The 20641-nt window shown below is 66.7% G+C and carries 1 protein-coding gene and 1 pseudogene; both read right to left on the reverse strand.

The features are described from left to right. Positions 1–259 precede the first annotated feature (259 nt). Positions 260–5452: pseudogene (locus EYZ64_RS32810) on the reverse strand (amino acid adenylation domain-containing protein); the annotation flags it as partial. After that, positions 5449–20556 carry an amino acid adenylation domain-containing protein gene (locus EYZ64_RS27900; RefSeq protein ID WP_502703029.1) on the reverse strand — a complete coding sequence of 5036 codons (15108 nt, stop codon included), beginning with the start codon at positions 20554–20556 and terminating at the stop codon, positions 5449–5451. The pseudogene EYZ64_RS32810 and the gene EYZ64_RS27900, both read right to left, overlap by 4 nt. Positions 20557–20641: the final 85 nt, after the last annotated feature.

Raw genomic sequence — 20641 nt, forward strand, 5'->3', positions numbered from 1 at the left:
CCGGAGTCTTGTGGATGACGACGTCGTAGCGATACCGCGTCAACTCGTTGTCGGCTTCACCACGTTTGACTTCGATACCCAGGCCACCCACTGCCGCATGACCGTCCACCCAGGCCGTGAAAAACTCTGGAGCCAAAAGCAACTCAGGCTCACCGAGCACAGCCCGCTGAACCCGCTGCCGAACCTCGTCGGTATCGGCAGGGTCGACGTGCGCCAAGGCGATGGCAGTTTGGAAGGCGCCCTGCAGGCTGTGGTTGCGCACGTCGCCGAGGAACAACGCCCCACCGGGTGCCAGCAGTTCCATGGCCTTGTCCATCACGTCGGTCAGATATCCGGCGTTGGGGAAGTACTGGACCACCGAGTTGATGATGATCGTGTCGAAATGCCCCGCCGGCAAGCCGTCGACGACATCGGCCGGCTGCACCTGCAGCCGCACCCGGCCCCCCCACTGCTGCCCGGTCACGGCCCTCTGCAACGTCTGGATGGTCGGCGCGGAAAAGTCTGTGCCCCAATATTCTTCGGACTCGGGGGCCACCTGCGCGAGTATCAGGCCTGAACCGACACCGATCTCCAGCACCCGACGCGGGCGCAGAGCCAGGATCCGACTGACGGCCCCCGCCCGCCACTCCCGCATCTGATCGAGTGGAATCGGCTGCCCGGTGTAACTGCTGTTCCAACCACGGAAGTCGCTGCCGAACTCCTCCGCCTCGCCCCCGGCGTCATAGAGCTCGTCATACAGTTGCTGCCACTGATCGACAACCTCGGCCTCATGGTCGGCGGTGCTCGAGCGCTCCAGGCTGACGTAGGCGACCAGGTGATCGGCCGTGTCGGTGTGGTGCACCGCCGCCGCGGCCCGGCCGACCTGCGGGCAGGCCAACAGGGTGTTCTCGATCTCCCCCAACTCGATGCGCTGCCCGCGCAGCTTGACCTGGGCGTCGGCGCGCCCCAGATACTCGAGTGCCCCCCAGGCCGTCCAGCGCACCAGGTCGCCGCTGCGGTACATCCGCGACCCGGGCCCGCCAAAGGGGTTGGCCACGAATCGATCTGCGGTCAGGTCGGCCCGGCCCACGTAACCGCGCGCCACCGCCGGACCGGCCAGATACAGCTCGCCCACCACTCCGACGGGGGCCGCGTTCAGCCGCGCATCGAGTACCAGCGTGCGAACCCCGGTGATCGGGGTGCCGATGTCCACCGGTTGTCCCGCCGTCAGCGCCGGTGTGCAGCTGGCCCAGATGGTGATCTCGGTAGGCCCGTATCCGTTGTACATCAGCCGGCCCGGTGCCCAGGCGGCGACCAACTCCGCCGGCAAGGCCTCCCCGACCGTGATCACCGTCTTCAACCCGTCCAGCCGGGCCCGGTCCAGCGTCTCCAGCACCGTCGGCGTGAACACCGCCACATCGACGCGCTGATCCGCGATCACGGAAGTCAGTGCTTCGCCGGCGTAGGAATCAGGCGGCGCCACCACCAGCGCGGCAGCCATGTCCACGGCCAACAGCCACTCGTACACCGAGGCATCGAACGTCGGTGCGGCCACCGTCAACACCCGCGAATCCGCACGTATCGCGAAGCACTTTCGGTGGGCCGCTGCCACTCCCCACAGACCTGCGTGGCTCACCGCCACGCCCTTGGGAGTGCCCGTGGACCCCGAGGTGAAGATGACATAGGCGGCGGCATCGACAGTCAACGGCGCCAATCGGTCCGCATCGGTGATCGGGGCGGCACTGTGTCCCGACACGTCCAGGGTGTCGAGGCGCAACACCGGGCGGCTCCCGGTGCCCTCCAGGGTGTCCGCTCCACAGATCAGCACGCAGGAGGCCTCAGCGGTGTTGAGGACCGTGGCGATCCGCTCAGCCGGGTGCCCCGGGTCCACGGGTACATACGCCCCACCGGCCTTGAGCACCGCCCACCACGCCACAAGCAATTCGGCGCACCGGGCGACAGCCACACCCACCGTGCGTTCCGGGCCCACTCCGATCGCGATCAGCTCCCGCGCCAACCGGCTCGACGCCTCGTCCAACTCGCGATACGACAGCTGGCGGGTACCGTCGACGATCGCCGGGGCATCCGGAGCGGCTGTGACCGCCGCAGCCAACAACTGGTCACCCAGACCCACGGCCGCATTGACCTCAGCGCCGGACCACCTGTACAGCATCTGGTCCCGCTCATCGGGGTCCAGCAGGCTCACGTCGCCCACCACCACCGACGAGTCGGCCACGACAGCCTCGACCACCCGCCCGAACCAAACCACGAACCGCTCGATGCTGGAACGGTCGTACAGATCCATGGCATAGGTCACCATGCCGGCGGCCATCGGCGCGTCCGGGTCATCGCCGGGCACCTCCCGCAGATCGATGTCCAAGTCAAACTTCGCGGTCCGGATATCGGCCGCCAGCCCCTCGACGGTGACTCCGTCGATGTCCAGAACTTCGGGGCGCTTGTTGTTCTGGAACACCAAGGCAGCCTGGAACAGTGGATGATGCGACGTGGAACGCACCGGGTTGAGTTGCTCGACCAACCGCTCGAACGGCACGTCCTGATTGCCATAGGCATCCAGCGCCTTCTGCCGCACCTGCTCAAGTACCTCGCTGAAGCGCAGCCCGGACTTCACCCCGACCCGCAACACCCAGGTGTTGACGAAGAATCCGACCAACTCGTCGAGCGCCTGGTCCATCCGTCCGGCGATCGGGGTTCCCAGAGCCACGTCGTCACCGGCGCCGGCGCGGTGCAACACCACCGCCGTGACAGCCTGCAACACCATCGAGACTGTCGTATTGTGCGCTGCGGCAACCTCCTTGACCCCGGCCCACAGCTGCGGGTCGATGCTCAGGTCAACCGCCTCGCCACGGTAGGTGGGTGCCGGCGGACGGGGCCGGTCCGCCGGCAACGACACCACCTCGGGCAGGTCCGCCAACTCGTGACGCCAGTAGTCCAGCTGGCCGGCGATCACACTGTCGGGATCGGACTCCGAACCCAGCCACTCCTGCTGCCACAGAGTGTAATCCGCGTACTGCACCGGCAACGGCGCCCACTCGGGAGCCCGGCCGGTACTGCGGCCGGCATAGGCCACCCCCACGTCGCGCACCATCGGGGCCATCGACCAACCGTCAAAAGCGATGTGATGCAGCACGATCGCCAGCACATACCGCTGCGGGCCCACCTCGTAGATCTGGGCCCGGATCGGAATCTCGGTGGCCAGATCGAACCGGTACGCGGCCAGCGCGGTGAGCGCGCCCATCACATCGGACTCCGGCAGCGGTATGACGGCCGGGCCACCACGCCGCCACATCCCCGCCTCGGCGGGCAACACCTTCTGGACGGCCACCCCGTCGGTGTCCGGGAAGACGGTCCGCAGCGCCTCGTGCCGGGCGATCACATCATCGATCGCGGCATCCAGCGCATCGACATCCAACGGTCCGTTGATCCGCAGTGCGGTCGGCATGTTGTAGGTGGCAGCTCCGCCCTCGAACCGGTTGAGGAACCACAACCGTTGCTGCGCATAGGAAAGCGGCACCGCCTCGGGCCGCTCTCTGGCTGCCAGCGGGGTACGGCGGCCCGACCCCTCGCCGATGTGTGGTGCCAGCTGGGCCACCGTCGGCGAATCGAAGATCGCACGGACCGCAAGCCCCGAATCCAGGCTCGTGTTGGCCGCGGCGATCACCCGCATCGCCAACAGCGAGTCACCCCCGAGATCGAAGAACGAATCATCGACCCCGACCCGTTCCAAACCCAATACCTGGGCGTAGATCCCGGCCAGGATCTCCTCGGTGGGACTGGACGGGGCCCGGTACCGGTCACCATCGGTGTATTCCGGTGCCGGCAGAGCTCGCTTGTCGAGCTTGCCGTTGACCGTCAACGGCAAGGCCTCGAGTACCACCACAGCCGTGGGGATCATGTAGCTCGGCAGCCGTTCGGCCAGCGCGGCGCGCGCCGCGGCCGGATCGACTGCTCCGGCGACCAATTCGGTGACATAGCCGACCAGACGCTTGTCACCCGGCCGGTCTTCACGGGCGATCACCACCGCCTGCTCGACCCCGGCCACCTCGGAAAGCGCCACCCGCACTTCACCGAGTTCGATGCGGTACCCGCGGATCTTGACCTGCTCGTCAGCACGTCCGGCATACCGCAGTTGCCCGTCGGGCCCCCAGGACGCCAGGTCCCCGGTGCGGTACATCCGTTGTCCTGATGACCCGTTGCCGGCGAACGGGCAGGCCACGAACCGCGATGCGCTCAGTCCGGGCCGACGCCAGTACCCGATGCCCTGGCCGGTGCCTGCCACATACAACTCCCCCACCACCCCGACCGGCGGCGGGCGCAGCCACTTGTCCAGCACGAAGAAACTGAGATGGGTCAGCGGCACCCCGACGGGACTGACCACGCTGGCGGTGTCAGCCTCGACGATCTCCCGGAACGAGGCGTGCACCGTCGTCTCGGTGGTTCCGTACAGGTTGAGCAGGTGCGGCGACCCCGCGGGATGGTTTGCCAGCCATGACTCCAGGCGCTGAGGTTCGAGCGCCTCGCCGGCGAAGACCACGGTCTTGAGCTGGAGCTGCCGGCCCAGGTCGGGCTGCTGGGCCTCCGCTGCCTGGAGCGCATAGAACGCCGAGGGGGTCTGGCTGAGCACGGTGACCTCTTCGGTCACCAACAGCGCGAGTAGGTCCGCTGCCGAGCGGGTCACCTCCTCGGAGACCACCACCAACCGGCCACCGGCCAGGAGTGCGCCCCAGATCTCGAACACGGAAACGTCGAACGCATAGGAATGCCACTGCGACCACACACCGGCACGCTCGACATCGGCATCCAGCGACTCCAGCAGCTCGGTCACGTTGTGATGCGTGATCGCCACGCCCTTGGGCACACCCGTGGTGCCCGAGGTGTAGATCAGGTACGCCATGTCATCGGCGGCAGGCGCCGCATCCAGCGGCGCGCTGGGCTGGTCATCGATGCGGGGATCTTCGACATTGATGACCACCAGGTCTGTGCACCCGGCCAACCGCGCGGCCAACCCACCTGTCACAAGTGCCACGGCAGGTGCGGCGTCAGTGAGCATGAACTCGACCCGTGCATCGGGATGCATCGGATCGATCGGCAGATACGCCGCACCAGACTTGAGCACCGCCAGAATCGACACGATCGCCTCAACCGACCGGTTCACCAACAACGCCACACACCGACCCGGACCCGCACCCTGAGCAACCAACAAGTGCGCCAACCGATTCGACGCCTCATCCAACTCCCGATACGACACCGAACGACCCGCAAACGACACCGCCACCGCATCCGGAACCCGCTCCACCTGTACCGCGAACAACACCGGAATCGACGCAGAACCCGACACCGACCGGGTCGCCGGCCGGTTCAGGGCTGCACGGTTGCTCCAATCATCGAGCTGGGAGTGCTCGCCCTCGTCGAGCAGGTCCATCGACGACAAGCGCCGGGTGAGATCCGCGGTCATGACTGCCCCCCGGGTTCTGCGGTCAGCACCATGAGTACTCTCCTTAACCGCTCGACCAGCTTGTCGATGCTGGCGGCGTCGAAGACATCGGTTCTGAATTCCACTCCGCCACCGATACCGGCCGGCTCACCGTCGGGGGTCCACCGTTCGGACAGGGAGAACACCAAATCCATCCGGGCCGCATGGGTTTCGGCAGACAGCGGCGCGATCTGCACATCGCCCAGCGCGACATCGACCGCTGGGTCTCCGGCGAAGTTCTGCCACGCCAGGAGCACCTGCACCAGCGGATGACGCGCCAGCGACCGGGCCGGGTTGAGTCGCTCCACCAGCACGTCGAACGGCACATCCTGGTGGTCGAACGCCGACAGACTGCGCTGGCGTACCTGACTCAACAGTTCGTCGATGGTGGGATCTCCCGACAGGTCCACCCGTAGCACCAACGTGTTGACGAAGAAACCGACCAACTCATCGAGCTGGGGCTCGCCGCGACCTGCTATCGCGATCCCAACCGCCACATCGGAACTGGCGCTCAGCTGCGACAGCAACACCGCCAGGGCGGCCTGCACCACCATGAAGCTGGTCGCGTTGTGCTCCCGAGCCGTCCGGGCCACCTGCTGCTGCAGCTGGGCCGGCCAGTCGACCGTCACGCTTGCCCCGCGGTAGTCCGCCACCGGCGGATAAGGCCGATCCGTCGGCAACTCCAGGCGCTCGGGCATCCCGGCGAGCGCCTCCTGCCAGTACGCCAACTGTCCGGAGATCACGCTGTCGGGATCCTCCTCGGATCCCAGCCAATCCTGTTGCCAGAGCGTGTAGTCGATGTACTGCACCGGCAGCGGTGCCCAGTCCGGGGCCTGACCGGCGCATCGGCCGGCGTACGCCACCCCGAGGTCGGCCACCAGCGGGGTCACCGACCAGCCGTCAGCGGCAATATGGTGCGCGACCGCCACCAATACGTGATCGTCGGGCCCCATACGGAAAAGCGTTGCCCGCAGCGGGATCTCAGTGGCCAGATCGAAGGTGTGGCACACCGCGGCGTGCACGGCCGCCGACAGCTGCTCGGCAGTCCATCCGGCCGCATCGACGATCTGCCAACCGAAGTCGGCCTGCTCGGCCGGCACGACCACCTGCCGGGGGATCCCCTCGACAGCCGGGAACAACGTGCGCAGGCCCTCCTGGCGGCCCACCACATCGGCCAGCGCCGCGCCCAGGGCCTCCACGTCCAACGCCCCGGTGATCCGCAACGCGGTGGGCATGTTGTAGACCGGTGACGGCCCCTGCAATTGGTTGAAGAACCACAACCGTTGCTGCGCATAGGACAACGGCACCACCTCGGGCCGTTGTTGCGCCGTCAACGGGGTACGGCGGCCCGAACTCTCGCCGATCCGCGGCGCCAGCTCGGATACCGATGGGGCGTCGAACACCGCGCGCACCGCGAGGCCGGCATCGAGACTCGTGTTGACCGCGGAGATCAGCCGCATCGCCGACAGCGAGTCACCGCCGAGGTCGAAGAACGAATCATCGACCCCGACCCGCTCCAACCCCAGCACCTGCGCATAGATTCCGGCGAGGATCTCCTCGACCGCGTTGGTCGGGGCGCGGTATCCGTCACCATCGGCGTAGTCCGGAGCCGGCAGGGCGCGCTTGTCGAGTTTGCCGTTGACGGTCAGCGGTAGCTGCTCGAGTGCGACGACCGCCGCGGGCACCATATAGCCGGGCAGCCGCTGCGCGAGCGCAGCGCGCACCTGCACCGGATCCGCGGCACCGGTGAGGTAACCGACCAGACGCTTGTCACCCGGACGGTCCTCACGGGCGATCACCACCGCCTGCTCCACGCCGTCCAGATCCGCCAGAGCGGTCTGTATCTCACCCAACTCGATCCGGTAGCCACGGATCTTGACCTGCTCATCGGCGCGCCCGGCATAACGCAACTCACCGGCGGTGTCCCACGACACCAGATCGCCGGTGCGGTACATCCGTCGTCCTGATGACCCGTTGCCCGCGAACGGGCAGGCCACGAACCGCGCGGCAGTCAAACCACCGCGGCGCACATATCCGACGCCCAGACCTGTTCCGGCCACATACAATTCACCCACCACGCCCGGGGGTACCGGACGCAACCACTTGTCCAGCACGAAGAACCCGAGATGCGCGAGCGGAACACCGATCGGACTCACCGCCCTGCCGATGTCACCGTCGAAGATCTCCCGGAACGAGGCGTGCACGGTCGTCTCGGTGATCCCGTACATGTTGATCATCCGTGGTGTCCCGGCGGGATGGCTGGACAGCCACGGCTCGAGCCGCTGAGGTTCGAGTGCCTCACCACCGAACACCACGGTCTCGAGCTTGAGCTGCCGGCCCAGGTCGGGCTGCTGAGTGTCAGCGACCTGAAGGGCGTAGAACGCGGACGGGGTCTGACTGAGCACGGTGACCTGCTCGGTCGCCAACAGCGCGTGCAGTTCCTGCGGCGAGCGGGTGACGTCCTCGGGAACCACCACCAGCCGGCCGCCGGCCAGCAGCGGGCCCCAGAGCTCCCACACCGAGTAATCGAAGGCATAGGAGTGGCATTGCGACCACACACCGGCACGCTCGACATCGGCATCCAACGACTCCAGCAGCTCGGTCACGTTGTGATGCGTGATCGCCACGCCCTTGGGCAGACCGGTGGTGCCCGAGGTGTAGATCAGGTACGCGATGTCATCGGAGGCCGGCTCCGGCAGCTGTGTGGCCGGGTAGGTCTCGATGCGGGGGTCGTCGACATCGATGACCGGCACATCGCGCCCGTGCAGTCGGTCGGCCAAGCCCGCCGAGGTGATCGCCATGATCGGGGCGGCGTCAGTGAGCATGAATTCGACCCGTGCATCGGGATGCATCGGATCGATCGGCAGATACGCCGCACCAGACTTGAGCACCGCCAGAATCGACACGATCGCCTCAACCGACCGGTTCACCAACAACGCCACACACCGACCCGGACCCGCACCCTGAGCAACCAATAAGTGCGCCAACCGATTCGACGCCTCATCCAACTCCCGATACGAAACCGAACGACCCGCAAACGACACCGCCACCGCATCCGGAACCCGCTCCACCTGTACCGCGAACAACGCCGGAATCGACGCAGAACCCGACACCGACCGGGCCAACACCGCGCGGTTACCCAGCTCCCCGAGTCGCGAGCGTTCGCCTTCGTCGAGCAGGTCCACCGAGGACACCGTGCGGGCCGGGTCGGCGGTCACCGCGGCCAGCACCCGCCGCAACCGATCGATCAGGATGTGGATGCTTGCGGTGTCGAACACATCGGTGCGGAACTCCACCATCCCGGAGATCCCCGCATGCGCACCGTCGGATGTCCAACGTTCGGACAGAGACAGCGCCAAATCCATTCGGGCCGTGTGAGTTTCCGCCGCAATCGGGCTGACCTGCACATCTCCCAACGTCAGTCCCGCGGCCGGATCGCTGTGCTGCCACGGCAGGTTCTGCCAGGCCAGCATGACCTGTACCAGCGGGTGGTGGGTCAGGCTGCGGGTCGGATTGACCCGATCGACCAATACTTCGAAGGGCACATCCTGATGCTCATAGGCGCCCAGGGCGCGCCGACGCACCTGCGTCAACAGGTCGGCCACGGTGGGATCCCCGGCCAGGTCGACCCGTAGTACCAGCGTGTTGACGAAGAAGCCGACCAGTTCATCGAGTTCGGGCTCACCGCGACCGGCGATGGTGATTCCGACGGCCACATCCGAGCTGGCGCTCAGTTGGGACAGCAGGACGGCCAACGCGGTCTGCACCACCATGAAGCTGGTCACGTTGTGCTCACGGGCGACCCGGGCAACCTGCTGCTGCAGCTGTGCCGGCCATTCCACCAGCACGCTGGCCCCACGGTAGTCCGCCACCGGCGGGTACGGCCGGTCCGTCGGCAACTCCAGACGCTCGGGGAGCCCGGCGAGTTCCTGCTCCCAGTAGGCCAACTGCTCGGTGATCCGGCTGTCGGTGTCCTCCAGATCACCGAGCTGTGCACGCTGCCACAGCGTGTAGTCCACGTACTGCACGGGCAGCGGCTCCCAATCGGGAGCCCGTCCCGAGGTTCGGCCGGCGTAGGCGGCCCCGAGATTCGCCACCAACGGTGCCACCGACCAGCCGTCGGCGGCGATGTGGTGCACCACCGCCACCAGCACATGCTCGTCGGCACAGGTGCGGAACAGCGTGGCCCGCAACGGAATTTCGTGCCCCAGGTCGAAACTGCGACGGGCAGCCGCGCCGATGGCGTCATCGAGCTGGTCCGCCGACCATCCACCGGCATCGACGATCTGCCAACCGAAATCGGCCTGCTCGGCGGGTACCACGACCTGCCGGGAAACCCCGTCGACCGACTGGAACATCGTGCGCAGGCTCTCCTGTCGACCCACCACATCGGCCAGCGCCGCTCCGAGGGCATCGGCATCCAGGTGGCCGTTCAGTCGAAGCCCCACGGCCATGTTGTAGATCGGCGACGGCCCCTGCAGCTGTTCGAGGAACCACAGGCGCTGTTGGGCGTAGGACAACGGGATGCGTTGCGGGCGGGTCAGCACCTGAATCGGTGGCCGGGCCGCCCGCCCCTGGTTACGGTCGAGGTAGTCGGCCAGGCGGCCGACGGCGGGAGCGTCGAAGAGGTACCGCACCGGAACGTCCCTGCCCAGTGCCGACTGCAACCGTGCGCACACCCGGGTGGCGATCAACGAGTCACCGCCGAGGGCGAAGAAGTCGTCATCGAGGCCCACCCGGTCCAGGCCGAGCACCTCGGTGAAGACCTCGGCGACGGTCTTCTCGGTCGGAGTCTGTGGAGCCCGGAATACCGTGGCGGCAAACACCGGCTCCGGCAAGCCTTTACGGTCGATCTTGCCGGACGTGGTCAGCGGGAACTCCTCGAGCACCACGATCTGGCTCGGCACCATGTACTCGGGCAACCGTGCACCCAACCACTGCCGTACCGCGCTGACTTTGCTGTTGGTGTCGGGATCGTTGGCGTAGGTGCTGCGCTGCCGGGACTCGGCCGCAGGCAGGTACAGGTCGGTCAGCACTCGACGGTGCCCCCGTCGGGTGGTGTCGATGAAGACCGCGTCGACGGTGCCGGGTTCCGCACCCCACGTCACCGCGACCTGATAGCCGTCGTCCTCGCCGAGCCGGTACAACTGTTCCGGGGTCACCGCGTCATCGGGGGTGGGGAGGGCTTCACCCGCCGACCTGCCTGCGGCCAGGGCCTGTTCGATGGCGACATCGGCGATCACCCCGCCGCGCGGAATCGCGGCGACCCGCACGGCCGCCGGACGTTGCGTCGTCAATTCGGTGTGCAACCCGATCAGGCCCGCACAGTGCTCCCACATCCACACCGGCGCACCGGCGAGCGAGCACATCGCCGTCGGCGTCTTGTGGACGACGACGTCGTAGCGGTACCGGCTCAACTCGTTGTCGGCCATACCGCGCTTGACTTCGATGCCCACCCCGGCCGTTGCGCCGTTCCCGGCCGCCCAGTTGGTGAAGAACTCAGGAGCCAAGAGCAACTCGGGCTCACCGAGCACCGCGCGCTGCACCTTCTGGCGGATCTCGTCGGTGTCGGCATCCGCATCGCTGCGGGCGAGCGCGATTCCAGTCTGGAATGCGCCCTGCAGGCTGTGGTTGCGCACGTCGCCGATGAACAGGGCACCCCCGGGCGCCAACAGTTCCACGGCCTTGTCCATCACCTCGGTCAGATATCCGGCGTTGGGGAAGTACTGGACGACCGAGTTGATGATGATCGTGTCGAAGTGGCCCAGCGGCAATCCATCGATCACGTCCGCCGGCTGCGCCTGCAACCGCACCCGATCGCCCCACGGCTGGCCGGCGACGGCCACCTGCAGCTTCGCGATGGTCGGTGCGGAAAAGTCTGTGCCCCAATACTCCACGGATTGGGGGGCCACCTTCGCCAGCATGAGGCCCGAGCCGACACCGATCTCCAGCACCCGCCGCGGTTTCAGGCCGAGGATGCGATCCACGGCAGTCGCACGCCATTCGGCCATCTCCGGCAAGGGGATCGGCTGCCCGGTGTAGCTGCTGTTCCAACCTCGGAAGTCACTGCCGAACTCGACCACCTCGAGATCAGCGTCATACAGCTCGTCATAGATCTGCTGCCACTGATCGACGACTTCCGCCTCGTGATCGGCGGTGCTCGTGTGATCCAGGCTGACGTAGGCAACGAGATGATCAGCGGCCTCGCTGTGGAAGACGGTGGCGGCGGCCCGGGCAACCTGGGGGCAGGCCAGCAGGGTGTTCTCGATCTCCCCTAGTTCCAGCCGCTGGCCGCGCAGTTTGATCTGCGCGTCGGCCCGGCCCAGGTACTCGAGGCTTCCCGCCGGGGTCCAGCGCACCAGGTCTCCGGTGCGATACATGCGGGTTCCGGGAGCTCCAAAGGGGTTGGCCACGAACCGGTCCGCCGTCAGGTCGGGCCGGCCGACATAACCGCGAGCCACCCCCGGGCCGGCCAGATACAGCTCACCGACCACCCCTACCGGTGCGGGGTGCATCCGCGCATCTAGCACCTGTGCGCACACACCCGCGATCGGGGCGCCGATCCGCACGGGTTCTCCGGATCTGAGCGCACTCCAGATCGACCAGATGGTGACCTCGGTCGGTCCGTAGGCGTTGAACATCGCCCGTCCGGGTGCCCACGCCGCCACCAGCTCCGCAGGGCACGCCTCGCCACCCGTGACCAGGGTGGTCAACCCGCCCAGTCGGGTCCGGTCCAGCGTTGCCACCACCGTCGGGGTGATCAACGCGGCATCAACGCGCTGATCCTCGATCACGGCGGTCAATGCTTCTCCGGCATAGGAATCCGGCGCTGCCACCACCAGCGCGGCGCCGGAGGACACCGCCCACAGCCACTCGAACACCGAGGCATCGAACGTCGGTGCGGCCACCATCAGCACCCGCGCGCCCGGGGCCACCCCCCACAATTCGCGATGTGCCGCGGCTTCACCCTGCAGACCCGCATGGCTGATTGCCACGCCCTTGGGCGTCCCGGTGGAACCGGACGTGAAGATCACGTAGGCGGCATCGTCGATATCCAACGGCGCCAACCGATCCACGTCGGTGATCGGCTCGGACGACCAGCCCGACAGATCGATATCATCGGTCCGCAGCACGGGTCGAGTCCCGGCGCCGGACAGCGTGTCGGTGTCGCGAGTCAGCACACACACGGCGTCGACGGTGTCGAACACCGCGGCGATCCGCTCAGCCGGATGCGACCGATCCACCGGCACATACACCCCACCCGCCTTGAGCACCGCCCACCACGCCACTACCAACTCAGCACAGCGGCCCATCGCCACGCCCACCGCACGCTCCGGACCAACCCCTGCACCGATCAACACCCGAGCCAACCGGTTCGACACCTCATCCAGCTCCCGATACGACAACACCCGCTGCCCATCGACAACCGCCACACCATCCGGATCCGCCGCCACCGCCGCCGCCAACAACTCCGAACCCAACCCGACCGGAGCACCCACACCCGAACCAGACCAGTTCTGCAACACCAGATCCCGCTCGGCAGGATCCAGCAGACCCACCTCACCCACCACGACTGACGAGTCCGCCACCACAACCTCAAGCACCCGACCGAACCAACGCACCAACCGCTCGATACTGGACCGGTCATACAAATCCGTGGCATAGGTGACCATCCCGGCAGCACCTTCGCCGGGCACATCCCGCAGATCGATGTCCAGATCCCATTTGGCGGTGTGGGTTTCGGCCACCAGTGCCTCGACCTCGGCACCGGCCAGGGCAACGTCCGGGCGCACGTTGTTCTGGAACACCATCGCGACCTGGAAGAGCGGGTGGTGCGAGGTGGAGCGCGTCGGGTTGAGCCGCTCCACGAGCCGCTCGAAGGGCACGTCCTGGTTGCTGTAGGCGTCCAGAGCCTTCTGGCGCACCTGCTCCACCACATCGCTGAAGCGCAGCCCCGAACCGACCCTCACGCGCAGCACCCAGGTGTTGACGAAGAACCCGACCAACTCATCGAGCGCGGCGTCGGTCCGCCCGGCGATCGGGGTGCCCAGCGCCACGTCCTCGCCGACGCCGGCCCGCTGCAGCACCACCGCCATCGCGGCCTGCAACACCATCGACACCGTCGCGTTGTGCGCCGCGGCAACCGCCTTGACCCCGGCCCACAGTTCCTGGTCGATGTGTATCGGTACCCGGTCGCCGTGGTAGCTGGGTACCGGCGGACGCGGCCGGTCGGCCGGCAACGACACCACCTCGGGCAGGTCCGCCAACTCCCGGCGCCAGTACCCCAACTGCGCGGCGATCACGCTGTCGGGATCGGACTCCGAACCCAGCCACTCCTGCTGCCACAGTGTGTAATCCGCGTACTGCACCGGCAACGGCGCCCACTCGGGAGCCTGTCCGGCACACCGGCTCGCGTAAGCCACTCCGACATCCCGCACCATCGGGGCCATCGACCAGCCATCAAATACGATGTGATGCAAGACGATCGCCAGCAGGTACTGCTCGTGACCCATCTGATAGATCTGGGCCCGGATCGGGATCTCGGCCGACAGGTCGAAGCGGTACCCCGCCAACGCCACCAGCTCGGAGGCGGCATCGGTCTCCGACACCGACACCACCGCAGGACCACCACGGCGCCACAACCCCGCCTCGGCGGGCAACACCTTCTGGAAGGCGACCCCGTCGATGTCGGGGAAGACGGTACGCAGCGACTCATGCCGGGCGATCACATCGTCCAGGGCTGCACCCAGCGCCTCGACGTCGAGCGCACCGTTGATCCGGAACGCCGTCGGCATGTTGTATGTCGCGGCCCCGTCCTCGAACCGGTTGAGGAACCACAACCGGCTCTGCGCAAACGACAACGGGACGACCGCGGGACGTTCGCCGGCCACCAAAGCCTTTCGCGTGTTGGAGCCCTCACCGATCCGGGGGGCCAACTCCGCCACCGTGGGGGCATCGAACAACGTCCGCACCGCCAGCCCGGAATCCAGACCGGTGTTGATCGCCGCGATCACCCGCATCGCCAGCAGTGAGTCACCGCCGAGATCGAAGAACGAGTCGTCCACCCCGACCCGCTCCAACCCCAGCACCTGGGCATAGATGCCGACCAGGATCTCTTCGGTAGGGCCGGACGGGCCACGGTACAGGGCAGCGCCCTGGTACTCGGGTATCGGCAGGGCCCGCGCATCCAACTTGCCGCTGACGGTCAACGGCAGTGCGTCGAGCAACACCACTGCGGCCGGCACCATGTAGCTCGGCAACCGCTGCGTCAACGCGGCCCGTGCCTGGACCGGATCCGCCGTACCCGTGATGTAGGCGACGAGTCGCTTGTCACCGGGACGGTCCTCACGAGCGAGGACCACCGCCTGCTGCACCCCGGCCACTTCAGACAGGGCAGCGCGCACTTCACCGAGTTCGATGCGGTATCCGCGGATCTTCACCTGTTCATCGGCGCGGCCCAGGTACCGCAACTGCCCATCGGGGCCCCAGGAGACCAGATCGCCCGTGCGATACATGCGGGTTCCGGCCCCGCCGAACGGACACGCGAGGAATCGGGACCCGGTCAACCCCGGGCGGCGCAGGTAGCCCACACCCACACCCCGGCCGGCCACATACAGCTCGCCGATCACCCCGGGAGGCACCGGGCACAGCCGCTGATCCAGCACGAACAACGCCGCCGTCGATACCGGCGCACCGATCGGGACGACGTTGGGCCCATCTCCCCGGATCTTCTCCAAAGGCGCACTCATCGACGCATAGATCGTCGCCTCGGTGGGGCCGTAGGCGTTGATCACGACGCGCCCCGGTGCCCACTGGTCCACCACATCGGCGGGGCAGTCCTCACCACCCAGCAGCAACGCCACCGAATCCAAGCCCTCGGGCGAGAGCGCGGCCACCGCCGACGGGGTCTGAGTCAACACATTGACCCGTTCGGACACCAGGAGGGCCTGGAAATCGTTCGGCGATGCGGTCACCGCTTCGGGCACCACCACCAACCGGCCACCGGTCAGCAACGCGGCCCAGATCTCCCACACCGAGAAGTCGAACGCGTACGAGTGGCACTGCGTCCACACCTGTTCCACCGGTAGGGAGGCGGGCATCGAGTCGGCGACGTGAGCCAGGTTGCGGTGCGTGACCGCCACACCCTTCGGGGTGCCGGTGGTCCCCGAGGTGTAGATGAGGTAGGCGAGGTCGTCAGGAGTGGGCAACCCCGGCGACGACCTCGCCGTGTCCGGGCCGGCTGACAGCCGGGGATCATCGATATCGAGGGTCGCCACATCAGACCCGCCCAGCCGCTGCGCCAACCCGCCCGTGGTGAGCACGAGGACCGGAGCCGCATCGGCCAGCATGAACTGCATCCGCTCGTCGGGCACCACCGGGTCGATCGCCAGATACGCCGCTCCGGCCTTGAGTGCCGCCAGCATCGCCACGACCGCTCGTGCTGAACGATCGAGTAGCAACGCCACCGCGTCGCCGGACTTCACCCCGGCAGCAATCAGCGCGTGCGCCAATCGATTTGATTCGACGTCGAGCTCCCGGTAGGTCAGCGCACAGCCTTCGAAACTCACTGCGACCGCATCGGGGGCCCGAACCACCTGGGCGGCGAGCATCGCCGGGATCGACATTGCCGCATCCGTCTGGTTCAGTACGGCCTGATTGCCGACCTGATCCAGTTGGGAATGTTCATCGTGATCGAGCACGTCGACCGACGACACCACCCGCGACGGATCAGCGGTGAACGCCACCAGTACCCGTTGCAGGCGTTCGACCAGGGTTTCGACGCTGGTGGCGTCGAAGACATCGGTGCGGAACTCCACCACCCCGGAGATGCCGGCCGGCTCGCCCTCGGGGGTCCACTGCTCAGCCAGCGAGAACGCCAGGTCCATTCGCGCAGTGTTTGTTTCAGACGACAGCGGCGTGATTCGCACATCACCCAACGCCAGGTCAGCCGCGGGATCCCCACCAAAGTTCTGCCAAGCCAGCATGACCTGGATCAAGGGGTGGTGCGTCAGGCTGCGGGTCGGGTTGAGCCGGTCCACCAGCGCCTCGAAGGGCACGTCCTGATGCTCGTAGGCACCCAGGGCCCGCTGGCGCACCTGCGCCAGCAGGTCGGCCACGGTGGGATCTCCGGCGATGTCCACCCGCAGGACCAGCGTGTTGACGAAGAATCCGACCAACTCGTCGAGCGCCGACTCACCACGGCCGGCAATCGGGAATCCCACGGCCACATCAGAACTGGAGCTGTGCTTCGACAACAGCACCGCCAACGCGGCCTGCACCACCATGAAGCTGGTGACGTTGTGTTCGCGAGCCACCCGGGCGACCTGCTGCTGCAACTGCGCCGGCCAGTCCACCGCCACGCTGGAACCGCGGTAGTCCGCGGTCGGCGGGTACGGCCGATCCGTCGGCAACTCCAAGCGCTCAGGAAGCCCGGCCAACTCCTGCTCCCAATACGCGAGCTGACCGGCGATCACACTGCCGGGATCGGACTCCACACCCAGCCAATCCTGTTGCCACAACGTGTAGTCGGCGTACTGCACCGGCAACGGCATCCAATCAGGGGCCTGCCCGGCGACGCGACTGGTATAGGCCATGCCCAGGTCCGCCACAAACGGTGTCACCGACCAGCCGTCGGCAGCGATATGGTGAACCACCGTCACCAGCACATGTTCATCCTCGGAAACACGGAACAGCGTTGCCCGCAACGGAATCTCGGTGGACAGATCGAAGCTGTGGCATACCACCGCGCTGACGGCTTCCTCCAGCCGGCCTGCCGGCCAATCTCCGGCGGCGACGACCCGCCAACCGAAATCGGCCTGCTCTGCCGGTACCACCACCTGCCGCGGCACACCATCGGCCGCGACGATCAGCGTCCGCAGGCTCTCCTGCCGGGCGATGACATCAGCCAGAGACGCGCCCAACGCATCCGCATCCAGACTCCCCGTCAACCGCAGACCCACGGCCATGTTGTAGATGGGCGACGGCCCCTGCAACTGATCGAGGAACCACATGCGCTTCTGCGCGTAGGACAGTGGAATGGCTTCGGGGCGTTTTCCGGCGACCAATGGTGCGCGCCGGTCGACGCTTTCGCCGATGCGAGGTGCCAACTGGGCCACCGTCGGTGCATCGAACAAGGTGCGCACGGCAAGCCCGGCATCCAGACTGGTGTTGACCGCCGCGACGAGGCGCATCGCCGACAGGGAATCGCCGCCGAGGTCGAAGAACGAGTCATCCACCCCCACCCGATCCAACCCCAACACCTGAGCGAAGATGCCGGCCAGGATCTCCTCGACCGCGTTGGTCGGGGCGCGATACCCGTCACCGACGTATTCGGGTGCCGGCAGGGCCCGCTTGTCCAACTTGCCGTTGACCGTCAACGGCAACTGCTCCAGCGCCACGACCGCCGCAGGCACCATATAACTCGGCAACCGCTGCGCCAACACAGCCCGCACCTGCACCGGATCCGCAACACCGGTCAGATAAGCCACCAGACGCTTCTCACCCGGACGGTCCTCACGGGCGATCACCACCGCCTGATCGACCCCATCCACACCAGCCAAAACCGTTTGAATCTCGCCCAACTCGATCCGATACCCACGAATCTTGACCTGCTCATCAGCCCGCCCGGCATACCGCAACTGCCCATCAGGACCCCACGACACCAGATCCCCGGTCCGATACATCCGCGATCCGTCACCACCGAACGGGCACGGGACGAACCGTGAGGCAGTCAACCCCGGACGGCGCACATAACCCACACCCACACCCCGGCCCGCCACATACAACTCACCCACCACACCCGGAGTCACCGGGCGCAACCACTGATCGAGAACAAACAGCGCAGTGCCCGGCACCGGCACACCAATCGGGACGGAATCCGAACCGGGCACCAGCGGAGCGCTGATCGTGGCAAATACCGTGGTCTCGGTCGGCCCGTAGCCGTTGATCATCACCCGGCCCGGCGCCCACCGATCCACCACATCCACCGGACACGCCTCGGCAGCCACCATCAGCGCCGCCACTGAATCCAACTGCGCGGGATCCAAAACACCTACAGCAGAGGGAGTCTGGCTCAGAACCGTCACCCGCTCCCCGACCAGGAGCGCTTGCAGCATCTCGGGCGACCGGGCGGTCTGCTCGGGCACCACAACCAGTCGCCCGCCGTGCAGCAACGCCCCCCAGATCTCCCACACCGAATAATCGAACGCCAACGACGAACACGCAGCCCACACCTGGCCCGGACCCATCTCGACACCGATGTCCATACCATCGAAGAGCCGGGTCACGTTCTGATGCGTGACTGCAACGCCTTTCGGTGTTCCCGTCGTCCCCGATGTGTAGATGATGTGTGCCAGGTCGTCAGCAGACGGGACCGCCAGCGCGGTCGCCGGCCGCGCGGCGATCCGCGGATCAGCCATATCGATGACCGCCACGGCACGACCGTCCAGCCGCTCGACCAACGCCGCCGTGGTCAGCACCGCCACCGGTGCGGCATCTGCCACCATGAACTCGATCCGGGCGTCCGGCACCGCCGGATCAATCGGCAGATACGCCGCTCCCGACTTCAATACACCCAAGATGGCAACGACCGCATCAGCCGAGCGCTCGGCAAGCAAACCCACGCAGGTACCCGGGCCCGCACCCTGGGCGACCAACAGGTGCGCCAACCGATTCGAGGCCTCATCCAGCTCCCGATAGGACATTGAACGACCGTCGAAGCTGATCGCCACCGCGTCTGGGGCCTGCGCCACCCGCGCCGCGAACAATCCCGGAATCGACTCTTCGTCCACTTGCTGCCGCAAGACCGCCCAATGGCCGACCGTTCCGAGGCGCGAACACTCATCGCGATCCAACACATCCACCGTTGACAACGCGCGCGACGGATCGGCCGTCATCGCCACCAGCACCCGCTCCAACCGGACGGCCAGTTCAGCGATCTCGAAGTTCGAGAACGGCTGCCCAGTACCCATGGCGCTGAGGAAGAGCTGGTCGCCGGCGCCCGAGAAGATCAACCCGAAGCCACCCACAACACCGGCGTTGGTCAAGGTCGCGGATGCCTCCGCACCGCCGAAGTCCAGGGTGAACGTCGACGGAAGGAAGTTGACGCTGACCCGGTTCGCCAACTGGCCCGACCCGCGCGAGTTGACCTTGCGCTCAAGCCCGTGCACCGGGAAACGCTGATGCTGCAACGCTTCCCGAATCCGGCTGTCAGCTTGTTCGCAGAAATCGGTGATCGACGTTTGCGGCGACGCATCCAGTACCAGTGGCACAACCCCCGCCACCATCCCGGGAATGGTTCGCGCTTCAGGGCTCACTCGCCGGCTGACCGGAAAATCCAGAACCACGGTCGAGCCTTGCGCACGCCAACCGCGGACCAACAGTGCCAAGGCCGCGGTGAGGACCGACGATCGCGGGAGACTCTTCAGTTGGGCGGACTGCTCAACACGGCGCAGGACCGAGGGATCCAATTGCACCGGCGCAGAAGACCAGTACGGGTCGTGCTCGTCCGTGGCCACAGGCAGTGGATACTGCTGTTCGTCGTCAGGGGGAAGGTTTCCGGCCCAGTAGGCCTCATCGTCGAGGTAGTCCCCTGAGGCCTCGTAGTCCGATTCAGAGTCGACCAGATCGGACAACGAGCCGAACAAGTCGGATGAGATGGGAGCGCCGGTGACAGTTGCGGAGTAGACGGACGCAACGCGATGGCCGATCAGCGCGAGCCCGGTGCCGTCCACCACGATGTGGTGGAAGCACGCGATCAGGAAGTGTTCATCGATACGGGTCTGGAAGAGTGCGAACCTGAACAGCGGCCCGGTCAACGACATTGGTGTGCGTTGGATTGCCGCCGCCAGGTCGCGGGCTTCCTGAACGGGGTCGTCCGCGTTCCGGACGTCATAGAAGTCCAGCGCGACATTCGAATGGTCGACCGCTCTCTGGAAAACCTGACCGTCGACTTCGAAGAACGTGGCCCGTACGGGTTCGGCCTCACGGATCACCCGACAGATCGCCCACTCAAGGACGTCGCGCTCTACCGTGCCTGCGATTCTCACGAACAGTCCGAGTTGCCACTCCGTACCGGAGCGAGCCATGTCTTGCGCCAGCCAGATGTCGAGCTGTGCGCGCGTTACCGGCAGCGATTGTTGATCCTGCTGCATCGGAATCTCCCACCGCGAG

This window comes from Mycobacterium sp. DL99, assembly GCF_004762045.1.
GTDB lineage: Bacteria > Actinomycetota > Actinomycetes > Mycobacteriales > Mycobacteriaceae > Mycobacterium.

What these genes read in the sequence shown, in the direction of transcription:
- EYZ64_RS27900 (WP_502703029.1), bottom strand. Translation starts at nt 20,556, where the DNA reads ATGGCTCGCTCCGGTACGGAGTGGCAACTCGGACTGTTCGTGAGAATC.